Origin of the sequence: Paenibacillus sp. FSL R10-2796 (genome assembly GCF_037965315.1) — a bacterium.
Lineage (GTDB): Bacteria > Bacillota > Bacilli > Paenibacillales > Paenibacillaceae > Paenibacillus_AQ > Paenibacillus_AQ odorifer.
Genome location: NZ_CP150178.1, coordinates 5,697,778 through 5,713,576, shown reverse-complemented (window position 1 = coordinate 5,713,576; position 15,799 = coordinate 5,697,778). Strand labels below are relative to the sequence as shown.

Below are 15,799 nucleotides of genomic sequence, written 5' to 3'. Positions count from 1 at the left end.
CTGGTATACTCTATGCCTACTTAAACTATGTTGCAAAGTGCGGTGGTGAGAAGCTTGTGTCCTCCGTGTTTTGTAGCGAATTAGGAGATGAAGCGATAGTGAATACATATGCAGAATTTAGAGTCACAGCGGAAAGTGTATATGATGTTCAAGTGGAACGCAGTAATCCAATTGGATATGCTTGGCGGATGATCGCCAGGGATCATGAGCAGGTGTTCGGAAAAGCTCCGGTACAAGGAGCAGCAGCTACTGTAATTATTCGTTATGCGACAGAGGATGATGGCTGCCCGGAATGGGCGGAGGGTTTTTGTTTGCGTTTTACAGGTAGTGAAGAGGATCGGATCTTGCATATTATCGGCCGCGATGAATTGGGCATTATTTATGGGATGCTTCATTATAGCCGCCACGTGCTTGGTGTCGATCCCTTCTGGTTCTGGGCGGAGCTTCCTCCTGTTAAGAAACATGCGATCAATTTACCTATTTCTGATTACAACAGCATTCAGCCAAAGGTACGCTACCGAGGTTGGTTCGTGAATGATGAAGTGTGTCTTATCGGCTGGAAGGAGGATTATCCTCCGACGGCGGAGGTATGGGAGCCTGTTTTTGAAGCGCTGCTGCGCTGTGGTGGAAATATGGTAATCCCCGGGACGGATTTGCCGAGAGACGGAGTTCATCATCAGCTTGCGGTGGATATGGGACTGTGGATCACACATCATCATGCGGAGCCGCTTGGCGCGCAAATGTTCCTGCGTGCTTTTCCGGGCAAGCAGGCTAGCTATAAAGAATATCCAGAATTATTTGAACAGCTGTGGAGAGAGGCCATTGAGCGGCAAAAAGATGAAAAAACACTCTGGGTGCTCTCTTTCCGCGGACAGGGTGATAAACCTTTTTGGGAGAATGATCCCTCTTTTGATACTCCGGAGAAACGGGGCGATTTGATCTCATTTGTAGTTCGCAAGCAATACGATATGATCTGTGAATATGTGGACCAGCCTGTGTGCTGTATGGCGATGTACGGAGAAATTGCGGAGCTGTATAAACAAGGAAAGATCGAAGTGCCAGAAGGTGTTATTAAAATATGGGCGGATAACGGATACGGTAAAATGGTGTCGCGACGACATGGCCATCTGAATCTGCGCGTGCCTGCTCTACCCGAGGCAGGAGATCAAGGCAAAAACGGGGTATATTACCACGTCACCTTCCACGACTTGCAGGCCTCTAATCATCTAACACAATTCCCAACGGATCCGTCCTTTATAGTGGAGGAATTACAGGGGGCATTTGCGGCAGGGGCTAGTGAATATCTGCTAGTGAATTCAGGGAATATTTTGCCTCATCTCTATACATTAGATCTGACAGCAAAGTTGTGGATGGATGGAACAGCAGATGCTGATGAACAGCTTCAGACCTTCGTTAACCGTTTCTACACAGCGCAGCAGGGGCGAATTGCACAATTGTACAAAAGCTACTTCAAAAACACCATAGTATATGGTCCTAATGCTGACGACCGCGCAGGCGATGAATTCTATCATCATCCGGCAAGGCAGATTATAGGGCATTGGCTGCAAAATAAGACGGAGAGCGATGAGCGACTGCGCTGGGCCTCAGGGGATGTTCCTTTTTTAGAGCAGGTTCGATGGTTCAGGGATCGAGCTGAGCGAGTAATACTAGTCTGGTATCTGCTGCGAAAGCAGTGCCTAGAGGTGATGGAACTTTTACCCGAAAAAGAGCGAAACAGGCTGCATGTTCAACTGCTAGTTCAAATTGAGCTGCATTGGAGCGGGTGCAGAGGGTTATCCTCTCTTTGCCAGGCGTATATGTGTTACCAAGAAGAGCGATTTCCAGAGGCGTTTATCGAAGCTTCTCATGCGGTTTGGGATTATAAGGAGGGCCAGCAGGCTCTTTTACGGGCAGAGATCGGCCAGTGGAAGCATTTTTATCGGGCTGATTGGTTGACCAATATTGCCAACACTGTAGATCACGTAGAAACGGCCCGTAAATTTTTGCGGATTCAGGGGGATAGTCCGGATATGTTTTTATGGTATAAGGAATATTTGATGCCCGAGACCGAAAAGCATATCTATCTGGAAAATACGCATCGTAATCCGTTATCAGACGATGAGCTTGCACGGCGGCTACAGGAGAAATTCAGCTCTCTTTAAAAAATATCCACACACCACTAGTGAACGCTTAAACGTTCATCGGTGGTGTTTTTTAATAAATGACCTATTTTTTTATTTTAGAGGGAACTTTTTCAAGTTTGGAAAGTCTTATTAGGCAAGAGGTGAGGCGAAACATGCTAAGCGAAGATATACCATATACAGCAGCGTATGCGCCCGCAATGAGTTTGCGGGAAATGATGGAGGCGTATGGCTCGGATGTGTGGAATTATGCTTTTTTCTTAACTAGAAGTCGAGAGCAGGCAAATGATATCAGCCAAGAAGTGTTTTTGAAGGCGTACAAGAATGTTGGGAAATACCGGGGGCAATCTTCGATGAAAACCTGGCTGCTTACGATTACCAGAAATACGGCCTTCAGTTGGAGCAAAAATAGCTTTTGGCGCAGATTCATAGCTTTGGGTGATCAACCTACTGCTGTTAATGCACCTTCTGCGGAAAAAGAAGCCCTTGGCAATCAGTATGCGAACCGGATCTGGGAAATTATTATGACCCTTCCAGAGAAGAACAGAGAGGTGCTTGTGCTAGATATTCAACATGGATTATCCATTGCCGAAATGTCAGATTTGCTGAATGTAGCACAAGGAACCGTGAAATCTCGGCTCGCGCGGGCGAGAGAGAAGGTTAAAGAGGCTATCCAGAAGGAGGAGAGGGAATGAAACGCAACGCCGATGATAGTAATCCAGTGATGATCGGGCAGACGGATTGGTATGCGCAAGCAGGCAAAAATCCTTTCATTGAAGATGGTTTTACGCCTGAGTTAATGATGCGGATCGAACAGGCTGCTGCGAATAAAAGTTCAGCTTACAAACGTTATTGGATAAATAAAAATGTGGTGTTGACCAGTCTGGCTACGATTTTGTTGATAGGTGCGCTTACCTTCCCTATGGGCATATGGAAAAACACAGGGCCAATCCATTCGTCATCCGTTCAGTCACAAGGCGCAGGCATACTGCCTTCTTCTAGTCCTGCAACTAATGATAAAGCGATAGAGCCTCTGACAAGTCCAGTAGAATTTGAGATTAGCGGTAAGAAATACTACATGCCTTTGCCAATGAACAGAGATAAGAGTAAAGCGTTTGCCGTTGAGACAACAGCGGGAATCCTTTGGTCGCCGCCACCCCCGATGGTGGACTACAAGAAGCCAAAGTACACACATCCTACAGAACCGTTCACTCTTTACCTGAGCTCGAAGGACCAGACGGAATTATCGGCTTCTTCAGCTACTAGGATTTATACTTTACCTCTTTATGCAGGAGGGGCAAGTACTTATCAATATTTGAGTGGATTTTTTGGAGCGGGCGATTACGCTCTGCTATTTACCTATACGAAGACTATAGGTTCAGGCATTATGGAGAATGGTAGATTTTTTATTCTAAATGTTAAAAAAGCAGCGACAGGAGAATCAGTGGTACCGAAAGAGCTTACGTCCTTTGATTGGGAGCTATTAGAATATAAGTCAATAATCGCAGTGGATAAGGAGCATGACCAGATCGTATTTAGTTACCTAGAATACCCGGTAGATAAGACATACCAAGACAAAACAGTGCTTTATGATATGGAGACCTTAAGCATTCAAACACCTGCATCGACCATTGGATTTAGAGACATTAATGGACAATCGTTAACCATGGAATATGAGATGAATGGAGAACTTTATAAAGCTGATATTCTTACGAAAGGTGGACCAGGGTGGTTAGATGAAGATTGGGCATTTTTATCAGAAGAGCGACAAAATGAGCTGTATCAGGAATTTTACAGTCAGACTCCCTAGTAGATAAATCACTAAATAAAAGCTATACTTTTTGATAAAGTATTTTCTTTTGAGAAGAGTGGAGCCGAAGCGATGAAGAAGTTAACGATTGATGATGTGGCTCAAAAAGCGGGAGTTTCGAAAAGTACGGTCTCCCAATTTTTGAACAAACGTTTTAAATATATGAGCGAAGCGACGAAAAACCGGATTGAGGCCGTAATTGAGGAGCTTAATTATCAGCCAAATGGTCTGGCACGCAGTCTGAAGCAGAACCGGACGCATATGGTCGGGATCATCGTAGCTAATATTGACTACACGCTGTCAATCCAATGTATCCGGGCGATTGAGAATGAGCTGCAGCATCACGGAATCCAAGTGATCATATGCAACGCAGATGAGAATGCGGAGAAAGAAAGCAAATATGTAGAAACCTTAATCGCTCGTCAGGTGGATGGGCTGATTATTTTTCCTACAGGGAATAACCCGTCTGCCTATAGCAAGCTGGTAGAGGCTGATTTCCCGCTAGTCTTTATGGATCGTCTAGTAGATGGAATCACCACGCAGAGTCTATTGCTGGATAATGAAATGGCGGCAAAGATAGGCGTAGGGCAGCTAATTCAGCAAGGCCATGAGCGGATTGCTCTGGTGTCCCTCCCAATTGGGGAGCATGCGATTACTCCTCGCAAAGAGCGGATTAGTGGCTACAAAAAAGCGATGGAAGAAGCGGGCATAACGCTGCGTGAGGAGTATATTTGCAGTGTATCCAAAGAGGAATTAGCTTCGGGGCTGGAACACTTATTAGCACTGCCGGAGCCACCAACTGCACTGCTGGCTACGAACGACATCACACTAGCGGAAATTCTGAAATATGCGAATCGAAATGCCATCTCTATTCCAGAACAGTTGTCGGTCATCGGGATAGATGATGCGGAATTCGCGCAAATTTATAATCCGGTCATTACGACAATCCGTCAGCCTGCTTACGAGATGGGGATGCAGGCTGCCAAGATTATACTCTCTTGTATCGAGGATAAGGGAGCTTCTGTTCCAATTACATACCGTTTCCCGCCGACCTTGCAGCAAGGGCAGTCGGTGAAGTCTTACAAATAAGTTTGAACTATAAAAAGGGGAGTGCCCAGCAGCTATTTCTTAGCTTGCTGGGCACTCCCCTTTTATTGGACCTAACTTTATCTAAACACTAAACTTGGGTTTGATTGGTAATATTTTCGCGTAAGAAGTCGCTATCGGACTCAGCTGACCTTATATGCACTATAATCCCATATTTGGAGTGCTATCGGACCCCATCGCAGCTATCGGCATGGAAAACATGCTAAATGCTCTTTTTCATAAGGAATAGTGTCACTGGAGTCCGAAACTACGCCGCAAAGGTGAAAAAATTGCAAATAGCGTCTTCTGGGTCCGAAAGCCCTGAGGTACGTGATTACACTGCTGAAGCATAGCAATAGCAATAGCAATAGCAATAGCAAAAGCTTAGCATAGCAAAGCCAAAGCCAAAGCCAAAGCCAAAGCCAAAGGCATAGCCATAGCAATAGCAGCCAATCAGCAACCCAAAAAGCAGAGCAGCGATTCTCCAATAACGGAGAATCGCTGCTCTGTGTCTTTTTGCAATTATTAGACTTCTTGTTGCATAAACTTCGCAAGTTCCTCACGGGTGGGAAGTCCGTCCATATCGCCTGGCGACATGACGGCTAACGCACCGATCGCATTGCCGCGTTTGACGGCCTCAGCAATCGGAAGCTTTTCCAACATCGCACTGATTACGCCAACCGCAAATCCATCACCTGCACCCACCGTATCAACAACCTGCTCCACCTTGAATCCGTCCACGTAACCTTCCCCAGCAGAGGATTTATAGTAAGCGCCTTCAGGGCCAAGCTTGATGACGACTAAGCTTATGCCACGCTCCAGGTAATAGTCTGCAATCTCTTCGGGTGTGCTCAGTCCGGTAAGGATTTTACCTTCACCGAGTCCCGGCAGGAACCAGTCGCAGCGTGTAGCCAGATCATTGATGGTACTCACCATTGTTTCTGTATCCGGCCATAAGCTGGGACGCAGATTAGGATCCAGTGAGATCGTCTTTCCTTTACTCTTCATAAATTCCATAGCGTGAATAGAAAATTCATGACAGCTCTTGGACAAAGCGGCGGAGATACTTGTAACATGCAGATGTCCTGCGGAGTTGAAGTAGGCCTCGTCGAAATCCTCCAGACTAAGCGTGGAGGCCGCGGAGTTTTTGCGGAAGTATTCGACCTTTGGATCGCCGGTAACCACTTTCGATTTGATAAGCATACCTGTTGAATACTCTTTAGTAAAAGTAATATTGTCCGTATTAATGTTCTCGTTCTTCATCGCCTGTGCAATGAATGTGCCAAAGTTATCTTCGCCAAGCTTCGTAACATAACCTGTAGGATGATTCAAACGCGACAAGCCTGTAGCCACGTTGCTTTCTGCACCTGCTAATGCTTTGGAGAACGAAAATACTTCATGCAGAGGACCGGCCTCATTCGCATAAAACATCGCCATCGGCTCCCCGAAAGTGACGGCATCCAGCTGTTTACTCATTTTTAGTTCCTCCTAGGGTAATGATTTTATCCCAGTATAATGATTTGTAATTTGAAATTATCACATAAATCGGTTTTGTACAATAAAAGAATAATTGTTAACCAAAAAACTTTTTTCGTAAAAAGAAAATAATGTTTCCATAAACCCTTGTTTTATAAAGGTTTTTTCTTAAATTTTATTACTTATTTGCACCTGATGTAATAAAAATGTATTGACTGTTAATCGTATTGTTATTACTATTTCCTTATAGAACAAAACGCAATAATTAGTAAATTTAATAAAAAAGTTTATCTAAAAAAGTATTTCCTGTTTATCTATGATCGTACCAAGAGAAAGGGAGTCTACTGATGAAGAAAATGAAAGTATTGCAGAATGTGGCATCCGTCGGGGTTGTAGCGGTTATTCGAGCAGATAGTGCTGAGGAAGCTTTTAAGATGTCCGTTGCTTGTATAGAAGGCGGTCTAAATAATATTGAGGTAACTTTTACTACACCAGACGCGGATGTGGCGATTAAGAGATTGGTTGCTGAGTACGGAAGTCGTGCGGTGATTGGCGCCGGAACTGTCTTGGACCCCTTAACAGCTAGAATAGCCATTCTTGCAGGTTCAGAGTTTGTGGTTAGTCCCTCTTTTGAAGTGGAGACAGCTAAGATGTGTAATCTTTATGGCATTCCCTATATGCCTGGTTGCATGACATTAAATGAAATGAAGGAAGCGCTGAAGTACGGCGTGGATGTGCTTAAATTGTTCCCTGGCAGTGCTTTCGGGCCGGATTATGTAAAAGCGGTTAAAGGTCCTATGCCACATGTAAATATTATGCCGACCGGTGGCGTGGATTTGAACAATATGGAGAAGTGGATTGCAAACGGCTGCATGGCTGTGGGCATTGGGGGGAATTTGACTGCACCGGCGAAGAATGGCCGATACGATCAGATTACTGATCTTGCTGCCCAATATGTGGCGAAGTTTAAAGAGATAAAAGGGATTTAATGTATAGTTTGAACGGAGATTGAAATCCTGATTTGCGTTTTTATTTATAGGCTGTGTGGCTGACAGACGTTGGCCATGCAGCCTTTTTATGTTGATTTTCTTTGAGCTGTCAATATTCCTTTTATTCTATGCTTTTTAGAAAGTATAGAATCGGGATAAAGATAATAAACTATATAATAGAAGAGTAGTGATACATGGACTGAACGTCAGGATTTATTATCCAGCCGGGAGTGAGTATATGCCTGCTTATAATGATAAAAAGCTGTATCAAGCAGCGGATGAAGATGATGCTGAGTACGTAGAAATTGAGTCGGCATTCCATGGTTGTAAGGTGACGGAAGGGCAGATCTACAGATTAGAGCGCAATTACAATAACCCTCAATTATTTGAGAATGGAGAAGCCTATGTGGTGGATGATGAGACTAGGGAAAACTACGCGGTCTTCATGCTCTGCAAAATTGCGCTCTATAAATAGAGTTTCTTGCTCGATACCGGAGGGTAATATTTAAGACAGACGGCTTCATTTCCGACAAGGGGATAGGCCGTTTCTTTTGATGTCATTTTTGTTACTAAGATAGTGAAAAAGAGTATTTGAATGATTGTTGTTTCCCCTGTATGCTTAGTAGGAATTATTGGCTGTGCAATGCGGGATAGCGCGTTGTAACGGCTGGCTTAACATGACGTTCTAAGAAAAGTTTGGTATTCTAAAAATATTAATTACACGGTTGCAACAAATTCGCAGTCTTGCGCGTCAGTAAGATTGCATAGAGAGGGGGAACCTTCGTGGTGGAGCAGGGACTCATCAGAGCCGCTCAAGCGGGCGATCGCGACGCTCTAATCACCCTATTGCGAGAAATTGAAGGACATGTATATAAAACGGCCTTCTACATTTTGCATAATGAACAAGATGCGCTAGATGCATCTCAGGAAGCCTTGATCCGGGTTTATACAAAAATCGGCTCATATGAGGAGAAGGCCCAGTTCAAAACGTGGGTTCAGCGAATCGTCACTAACATTTGCATTGATAAATTCAGAAGAACTAAACCTACAGTTTCTATTGATGAACATGAAATGGTGTTTCAGGATAAACACAATGTGGAACGTGAGGTTCTATCCTCTTATTTAGCTGAGGATATACGCGAAGCGATTGATCAATTGCCCGAGCATCATCGGACAGTCATCGTCCTGCGCTATTTACAGGATTTTTCTTACAACGAGATTGCAGATTGTCTGGATTTGCCCTTGAATACAGTGAAATCATACTTATTTCGGGCTAGACAGCAACTGCAGAATAGACTTCAGGAGTACCAGAAAGGTGGTGTATCGGGATGAAATGCGCGGAGGTGATGGAATGGATGCACCGCTATTTAGACAAAGATTTGAGTCAAGATGAGATTGTTGAGATGTTCCGTCATATCGATAATTGTCCTTCCTGCGCGGAAGTCTTTGAGCGCCTGACACTTCTCTCCAATGAATTGGAGCAGTTGCCAGACGTGAAACCCCCGTTTAGTCTGGTTGACTCTATTTTACCTCAGCTTGCAGAATTGGATCGAAGCAGTCGTGAACAGAGTGCTGTGAGATCTGAGGAGCCGGTTGTTGTCCCATTTTCACGTGAAAGCTCCCGCGGTAAACCTTCCAAGGGAACCTCTATAGCAACACGGACAGGCATTGGAGCTATTGCAGCTGCCGTTCTATTAGGGATCGCAATATTTAATATGCCCGATAAAATGCCTGGGGCAGAAGTAGAACAAAGGATGCAGGATAGTGCTAAAACAGCCAGCGATGATACTAAGGATACAGCAATGGAATCACAAGCTTCTATTACTGCTAACTCTGATGGAGCTTCACCTGCCGCTGGTGGAGAGAACGAGGGCGCTGCGCAGTATAAGACGGATGCACCGGAGATGAACGAAGATAACGCCGCTTTAGATAGAGCGACGGGACCAGTGGACCTTACCTCGATGCCAAGTGCACCGGCGGATGCAGCTGATGCGGGAGCTGGAGCTGGAGCTGGAGGGCGGTCGATCACCGAACCGCCTCAAAGCGCAGATCCTAAGCCTACAGAGAAAATTGTTTCGCCAAAGCAGGATATCGCCACGAAATCTCATAATTCAGATTCTAGCAACGCCAGTAGCAATCAGCTAAAGGTGGATAATAAGGAGCAAACTGCTGATATGAATTCAGACAGCGCAGCTGATTCTGCTCCGCTGATGGAGGATTCTTTAAAGATTCCTTATGACTATGGACGGGAAGTTATGAGCTTAAGCAGTTCTGATGAATCTAATGTGCAGACCTGGACTTCCCCTGATGGTCAGTATGCTATAGAATTTGTTGGGCTGCAGCTTGTGATTTATAAGAAGTCGCCAGCGGGCTCAACGGAAGAACGGTTAGCCGTAAACTCTTATCCGCTGGAAGGAAATTGGATTTCTGGTGAATGGTCTGCGGACAGCTCGAAGTTTACGTACGTGACTGAAAAAGATGGTGTGAATGTAACCAAGGTGTACACTGTACAGGAAGCAGTTTCTTCAAGTCCGGCTGCATCCCCTGGGGCGACACCAACGAACACTCCAACCTCATCTTCAACAAATTAAAGTGGGGTTGGAACTTTTTTCGAAGTTTCTGAATATACTATATCAACAGGACAGGAACTAGAAAGTATAGGTTTTGCAGAACATCGGTATGACCGCCGGATGCGGAGTTTCTAGAGCTTCGCACTCCGTCGTTTATATAGATGCGCCGCTTAAACGGAGAGGCTTTGGCCATGGCTGCCAGAGTTTCTCCGTTTTTGCATGCATTTTTGTAGTTTTTTTTGCTACAATAGAACTCTGGACAAAATGGGCTAGATGAATGGAAAAGGAAGTGGCGGGATGGATGCCAAAACGGCGATAAAAGAAATCAAACAAGGGAAGATCTCACCGTTATATGTTTTATATGGCAGTGAGAAATTTCGAATGAATGAATTCATGGCACTGCTGGAAGAACAGCTGATTGCTAAAGAGGATCGTGATTTCGCAGTTATTCCCTTTGATCTCTCTGAGACGCCGGTGCAGGCTGTGGTAGAAGAAGCGGAGACTGTGCCATTTATGGTAGAACGTAAATTATTGCTGGTGCGGGATGCCTCGTTATTTACAGCGGGCAAAGAAAATGCCAAACTGGAGCATCGTATAGATCTTTTAAGTGACTATTTGCAGCATCCTGTAGACTTCAGTGTAATCGTCTTTATGGTGAATAATGATAAGCTGGATGAGCGTAAAAAAATTGTGAAGACTGTCAAATCAGTGGGCACAGTATTAGCCTTTAATCCGCTGGGAGCAGAAGAGCTGCTGCGCTGGGTGGAAAAAGGAATTCGTGAGCGGGGTTGTGTAATGGCACCTGGCACGGCAGAAATTCTTATAACGAATGCAGGCACAGGCTTGCAAGGTTTATCTGCAGAGATGGACAAGCTTTGTTTATTTGCTGGTAAGGGCGGCACTGTGGATGCGGGGGCCGTAGAGAGTCTGGTACACCGTGGTACAGAACAAAATGTGTTTACGCTTGTTGAGGATATCGCTAATCTGCGTCTTGATAAGGCGCTTGATACCTTATATGAGCTGCTGAAGCAGCGTGAGGAACCGATCAAGATCGCAGCGCTGGTTGCGCGGCAGTTCCGCATTATTTTGCAGGTTAAGGATTTATCAGCACATAGTTATTCGCAGGGACAGATTGCGTCACAGATCGGATTGCATCCATATGCGGTTAAGCTTGCTGGGGAGCAGGCCCATAAGTTCTCCAGTGAACGATTGCGGCAAATCTTAAGTGCATTGGCGGATCTGGATTATAAAATGAAAACAGGGGCTATAGACAAAGTGCTAGGGCTGGAGCTGTTCATGCTGCGTTTAGGTGTCTGAGCTAAGAAGGGGAAAAAGTATTGGAGATGATCTGACTATGAAAAGAATATTTCAATATTCGGCACTGCTGTTACTCGTTCTATTAATTAGTTCCTGTGGCAAAACGGATACTAATTCACCGTCAGGTTCAGCTTCTGAGTCGCCTGCGAATTCGAATACCTCTGCAGATGCACCTTCTTATTTTGGGGAATGGAGTGTACAAGGTCTAGTAGGTTCTACACCTGTCTCGGCAGCGGAGGATGAAAAGCTTATTGGCATGCGGGTAACTTATTCGCAAGAAAAGGCATCTTTTGATAAAGATGAAATTATGAACCCTGAATATAAAGAAGAGAGCATTACAAAGGATGACTTTTTTAACGAATACAGAAATGAATTAAGCGACCTTGGCATCGAGACGGAATCGGTTAAGACGGTATCTATAAATAATTGGACGAATCCCGGCAGCAGTTTTATTGTTAAAGACGATCAAACGATGATTTTTTTATGGGATGGTAACTATTATGAAATGAAAAAAGAGAATAAATAAATGAAAGAAGACCGCCTCTCTGAGGCGGTCTTCTTTCATTTAATAAACATCTCTTAAAAGTAACTAATACTACTTATTATTAATTAATAGACACAAAAAAACCTAACCGTATGAAGCATAGCGGTCAGGTTCTTCAATTGCTCATTATGAATGTCGTCTTAGGCTTGAGCCGTAAGAGCGTTCAATTTCTTCGCCAAGCGGGATTTTTTGCGGGCAGCCGCATTTTTATGAACCAGACCTTTACTTACGGCCTTGTCCAGCTTTTTGGAAGCAGCTAGGAAAGCAGCTTGAGCAGTTTCTACTTCCGTACCAGTCAGAGCTACATCAGCAGTTTTCACAGCTGTACGAAGCGCGGATTTTTGGGAAGCATTCAGTGCACGGCGTTTTTCGTTCGTGTTTACGCGTTTAACCGCGGATTTAATATTTGGCATTGCATTCACCTCCTGTAAGACATTCGAAATCATTATCAAATGATTCACAACTTAAAATAGTTTAGCATGACCGGTAGCAAAAAGCAATACTTAAAGCTTTCAAATTAAACCTCCGTATCCTGCATAAACATTGGCTTTCTCTCGCACACTATCGACAAAAGAGCATAGGCAGAAGCTTGCCAAATGAGGATGAACTCATGGAAGTGTATGCTTACAAAACTAAGCAGCTGCTTTCGAAGTGAGTTTTGTTCGAAGTAATTCATGGAAGTGTATGCTTACAAAACTTTTAGGAGGCTGGTACACAATGGAACCGGATCTGCAGCTATATTCTGTGCGCACCGATTTGGCATTAGAGGCAAAGGAAATGGCTCAAGGCCCACAACGAACGCCGATCCCTGGTGTGAACGAAGAAGTGGAAGAGTCTGATGGGATTAAAGTGACCCGTCTTGGTGTAGCTAATGCTGCCGGATCACAGGCAATAGGACGCGCAATTGGCAACTATGTAACCCTTGAGGTACCCGCTCTGCGTGGCGGAGATACAGGCTTGCAGCAAAAGGTGGCAGAAGTTTTTGCCCGCGAATTTGAGGACTTTTTGATCAGAATTGGGATTGGCAAGGATGCATCTGTGTTGATTGTTGGTCTTGGTAACTGGAATGTTACACCGGATTCACTGGGTCCGTTGGTGGTGGAGAACTCACTCATTACGCGGCAGTTCTATGAACTGGTTCCGGATCAGATCTCCCCTGGTTATCGTAAGGTGAGCGCTATTGCTCCTGGAGTGCTTGGACTGACTGGAATTGAGTCGAGTGAGGTCGTGCAGGGAATCGTGGATCGGACGAAACCTGAGCTTATTATCGCCATAGATGCGTTGGCATCCCGGTCACTGGAGCGTATCAATACGACGATTCAAATTGCCGACATTGGGATCCATCCCGGTTCGGGGATTGGCAACAAGCGACGTGGATTAACCCAAGAAATTCTGGGTGTTCCTTGTATCGCAATCGGAGTGCCCACTGTCTGCTATGCCTCAACTATTGTGAATAATGTGCTGGAGATGATGAAAAATCACTTCGGGCAAGGAGCAAACCATACGAAGGAAATCATGGGGATGCTGGACGATATCTCTGAGCAGGAACGCTTGTCATTAGTGAAGGAAGTGCTTGAACCCCTGGGGCACGATTTGATCGTCACTCCCAAGGAAATCGATGAATTTATTGAAGGGATCGCGAATATTGTGGCCAGTGGTCTGAATGCGGCTTTACATGATGCGGTTGATCCTGAGAATGTTGGCGCGTATACCCACTAACTGAATTATGGTTTGTTTAGCCCGGCGGGATGCTGAATTAAGGTATCCTGTACGGGCTTTATGTCTATTCTCTCATTTTCGGTTCTAGTATTGCTCTTGCACTCATAGATTTGGAGTATAAGAGATTACAGAGGGCTGGAGGAGGACATAACTACAATGAATAAAAAATGGTTTCAGCTTTGGAACATCGGCCGTTTAAGGGGAAAAATGCTGGATGTTTTATCGCTGGGGAGAACGATGCTGCTGTTGGCCGGAGGTTCGCTAGTATTTTTTATGCTGCTTGGAGCCGGTGGATTGGCCGGACAGAAGCTTAGCTCTTCACCCATTCCTTCAATGAAGGGGCTTGCTGCCTCTCTGTCTAGTGGTTTTTTCATGGAGCTGCTGGGGATGGAGGTGCCGCATTTACCGCAGGGTAAAGAGCCTTCCGCTTTTTCAGGTGAAAAGGTAACTTCTTTCGTATTTCAGTTGCTGACCAGCGTGAATCCAGGTGACCCTAAGAGTCTAGTCTCTCGTGAAGTGCCGGGGATGGCGGCGGATGATCCATTTCTTTTGCGGAAAGGTTCAGGTGGATCTACAGGAGCACCAGTGGATTATCATCCTGGGACTGATGAACTGGCTGAGGGTGGTGAAGATGCAGAAACTTCTGTTCCGGACGAAGGGGACAAGCATGGAGATACTACAACACAGCAGCCTGAAGCGACGGTTGCACCATCCCCTGAACCATCAGCGGAGGAAGGGACGGATAAGAGTGATCCGCAAAGCGGCACAGACAGCACTAAGGATACCTCGATCAAACGGATTCTAATCTATCATTCACATCCTAGAGAGGCCTACAACCCTCTGTTAGGGGCAGCAAATGAAAATCCCAGCTCCGGAGTTTCAACTAAAAATGTAATGCTGGTAGGATCATATATTACGAAAAGACTGGAACAGCTCGGGATTGGTACGGTTCATGCCAAAGAAGATTTTCCAACCAAAATCACCGACTATAACTGGAACTTTTCCTATAAATATTCCCGGATCTTGGTTAAATCAGCACTCAGCGCAAATGAGGAAATGGATAGTTTTATCGACATTCACCGCGATTCGCAGCGTCATAGCAAAACAACAGCTGTTATTGACGGGAAAAGCTACGCACAGGTCTATTTTATTATTGGACATGCAAATAAAGACTGGAAGAAGAACGAAGAGTTTGCCAATAAGATTCATCAACAGCTTGAAAAAAATTACCCGGGAATATCTCGTGGGATATGGGGAAAAGCTGCGGGTAAAGGCAACAACGGAGAGTACAATCAGACCCTGTCTCCCAATAGTGTTTTGATTGAAGTGGGCGGAATTGATAACTCGGCTGAGGAATTAAAGCGTACGGCTGATATTTTGGCGGATGCTATCGCTGATGTTTACTGGAGCAGTCATGACGCTGAGAAGGTGAACGCACCTGAAAAAGTGGCGAATCCCACTACAACACCAAAGAAATCAAACGGGGCTTCTTAAAATAAATTACCAAGGATTAAAAAGGAGTGGTGTACATGTCGCGTTTCGGAAAAAAACTGGTTATGGTCGGGATTTGGGCAGGGATTGGCATCCTCTTAGGGATGCAGTTCGGCGGAAGCGGTGGTTCAACAGTCTCTAAGATTCTGCCCGGCTGGAATGCCAGCCCGACTACACCCACCAGTCAAGTAACAGGCATGCAGCCACAGTCACAGCTGCAAAAGAATGGTGTGACACAGGGTGGGCAGACTTATGTATATGTGCCAATGGTGATCGATCCTGTCACAGGTGCATATACGGTCGTCTCTCCTTTGCCTCAAAATAGCAATATAACGCCAGCCGCAGATCCTCCTCAACAAGTTGTGGATGATTATAGTACGAAATCTCCGGAGCAAATTCTAATTCCTGAGGAGCAAAAGCCTACAGTCGATGTTCTGGCAGATAAGACGGCAGGTCTCTTGCAGCAGGCTTCTCAGAAGGGAATCCGCTGGGTAGTTTCATTGTTCGCTTCGGCAGAAAATTAACAGCAAATTTAGAAGAAACGGTTATTTCACGGGATCGTGTATAGCTGTTTCTTTTGTTTTGGGCCAGCGCGGGATTGATGGAGTAAGCTTGTACTGTTATAATAAGTGGATTAATATCAGGCTGTCTGTGGG

15 protein-coding genes are annotated in these 15,799 nt (G+C 45.1%); 13 read left to right on the top strand and 2 right to left on the bottom strand.

Annotation, left to right across the window (positions count from 1 at the left end; translation table 11 throughout):
- Positions 1–98: 98 nt before the first annotated feature.
- The 4 genes from NST58_RS25590 to NST58_RS25575 all read left to right on the top strand — a co-directional run bounded on the left by NST58_RS25590 (position 99) and on the right by NST58_RS25575 (position 5,040).
- Positions 99–2,162 carry a glycosyl hydrolase 115 family protein gene (locus NST58_RS25590; protein ID WP_339244549.1) on the top strand — a complete coding sequence of 688 codons (2,064 nt, stop codon included), beginning with the start codon at positions 99–101 and terminating at the stop codon, positions 2,160–2,162.
- A gap of 134 nt (positions 2,163–2,296) precedes the next feature.
- On the top strand, positions 2,297–2,836 hold the full coding sequence (locus tag NST58_RS25585) for an RNA polymerase sigma factor (protein ID WP_076129686.1): 540 nt from the start codon (positions 2,297–2,299) through the stop codon (positions 2,834–2,836).
- Complete coding sequence (locus NST58_RS25580; protein WP_076179377.1) at positions 2,833–3,951, top strand: hypothetical protein; 1,119 nt, start codon at positions 2,833–2,835, stop codon at positions 3,949–3,951. Before NST58_RS25585 ends, NST58_RS25580 begins: the two co-directional genes overlap by 4 nt.
- 72 nt (positions 3,952–4,023) lie before the next feature.
- Positions 4,024–5,040: a LacI family DNA-binding transcriptional regulator gene (locus NST58_RS25575; protein ID WP_076179378.1), complete on the top strand. Its 1,017-nt coding sequence runs from the start codon at positions 4,024–4,026 to the stop codon at positions 5,038–5,040.
- Positions 5,041–5,562: 522 nt separating this feature from the next.
- Here the strand turns inward: NST58_RS25575 and NST58_RS25570 are convergent.
- Positions 5,563–6,513 carry a sugar kinase gene (locus tag NST58_RS25570; RefSeq protein WP_339169374.1) on the bottom strand — a complete coding sequence of 317 codons (951 nt, stop codon included), beginning with the start codon at positions 6,511–6,513 and terminating at the stop codon, positions 5,563–5,565.
- A gap of 347 nt (positions 6,514–6,860) precedes the next feature.
- Between NST58_RS25570 and NST58_RS25565 the strand changes: the two genes are divergently transcribed.
- From NST58_RS25565 to NST58_RS25540, 6 genes are all read left to right on the top strand, one after another.
- A complete protein-coding gene (locus tag NST58_RS25565) occupies positions 6,861–7,502 on the top strand; it encodes a bifunctional 2-keto-4-hydroxyglutarate aldolase/2-keto-3-deoxy-6-phosphogluconate aldolase (protein ID WP_038572952.1) in 642 nt (213 codons plus the stop codon).
- Positions 7,503–7,740: 238 nt separating this feature from the next.
- Positions 7,741–7,977: a hypothetical protein gene (locus tag NST58_RS25560; RefSeq protein WP_038572950.1), complete on the top strand. Its 237-nt coding sequence runs from the start codon at positions 7,741–7,743 to the stop codon at positions 7,975–7,977.
- Positions 7,978–8,285: 308 nt separating this feature from the next.
- Entirely contained in the window at positions 8,286–8,834 is a 549-nt protein-coding gene (locus NST58_RS25555) for a sigma-70 family RNA polymerase sigma factor (protein WP_036677530.1), read from the top strand.
- Positions 8,831–10,093, top strand: a complete 1,263-nt coding sequence (locus NST58_RS25550; protein ID WP_339244547.1) for a zf-HC2 domain-containing protein — start codon at positions 8,831–8,833, stop codon at positions 10,091–10,093. Before NST58_RS25555 ends, NST58_RS25550 begins: the two co-directional genes overlap by 4 nt.
- A 276-nt stretch (positions 10,094–10,369) precedes the next feature.
- A complete protein-coding gene (gene holA / locus NST58_RS25545) occupies positions 10,370–11,389 on the top strand; it encodes a DNA polymerase III subunit delta (protein ID WP_339244545.1) in 1,020 nt (339 codons plus the stop codon).
- A 37-nt stretch (positions 11,390–11,426) separates the two neighbouring features.
- Positions 11,427–11,915 carry a hypothetical protein gene (locus NST58_RS25540; RefSeq protein WP_076281207.1) on the top strand — a complete coding sequence of 163 codons (489 nt, stop codon included), beginning with the start codon at positions 11,427–11,429 and terminating at the stop codon, positions 11,913–11,915.
- Between the two features lie 158 nt (positions 11,916–12,073).
- On the opposite strand, the gene rpsT is transcribed toward NST58_RS25540, so the two are convergent.
- Positions 12,074–12,346: a 30S ribosomal protein S20 gene (rpsT, locus tag NST58_RS25535; RefSeq protein WP_036677521.1), complete on the bottom strand. Its 273-nt coding sequence runs from the start codon at positions 12,344–12,346 to the stop codon at positions 12,074–12,076.
- A gap of 304 nt (positions 12,347–12,650) precedes the next feature.
- Here rpsT and gpr point away from each other — a divergent pair, with 304 nt between their 5' ends.
- From gpr to NST58_RS25520, 3 genes are all read left to right on the top strand, one after another.
- Positions 12,651–13,652 carry a GPR endopeptidase gene (gene gpr, locus NST58_RS25530; protein WP_036677518.1) on the top strand — a complete coding sequence of 334 codons (1,002 nt, stop codon included), beginning with the start codon at positions 12,651–12,653 and terminating at the stop codon, positions 13,650–13,652.
- 156 nt (positions 13,653–13,808) lie between these two features.
- Positions 13,809–15,146 (top strand): stage II sporulation protein P, encoded by a 1,338-nt coding sequence (locus NST58_RS25525; protein WP_076129693.1) that lies wholly within the window; start codon positions 13,809–13,811, stop codon positions 15,144–15,146.
- A gap of 35 nt (positions 15,147–15,181) precedes the next feature.
- Positions 15,182–15,667: a hypothetical protein gene (locus tag NST58_RS25520; RefSeq protein WP_339244543.1), complete on the top strand. Its 486-nt coding sequence runs from the start codon at positions 15,182–15,184 to the stop codon at positions 15,665–15,667.
- Positions 15,668–15,799 lie beyond the last annotated feature (132 nt).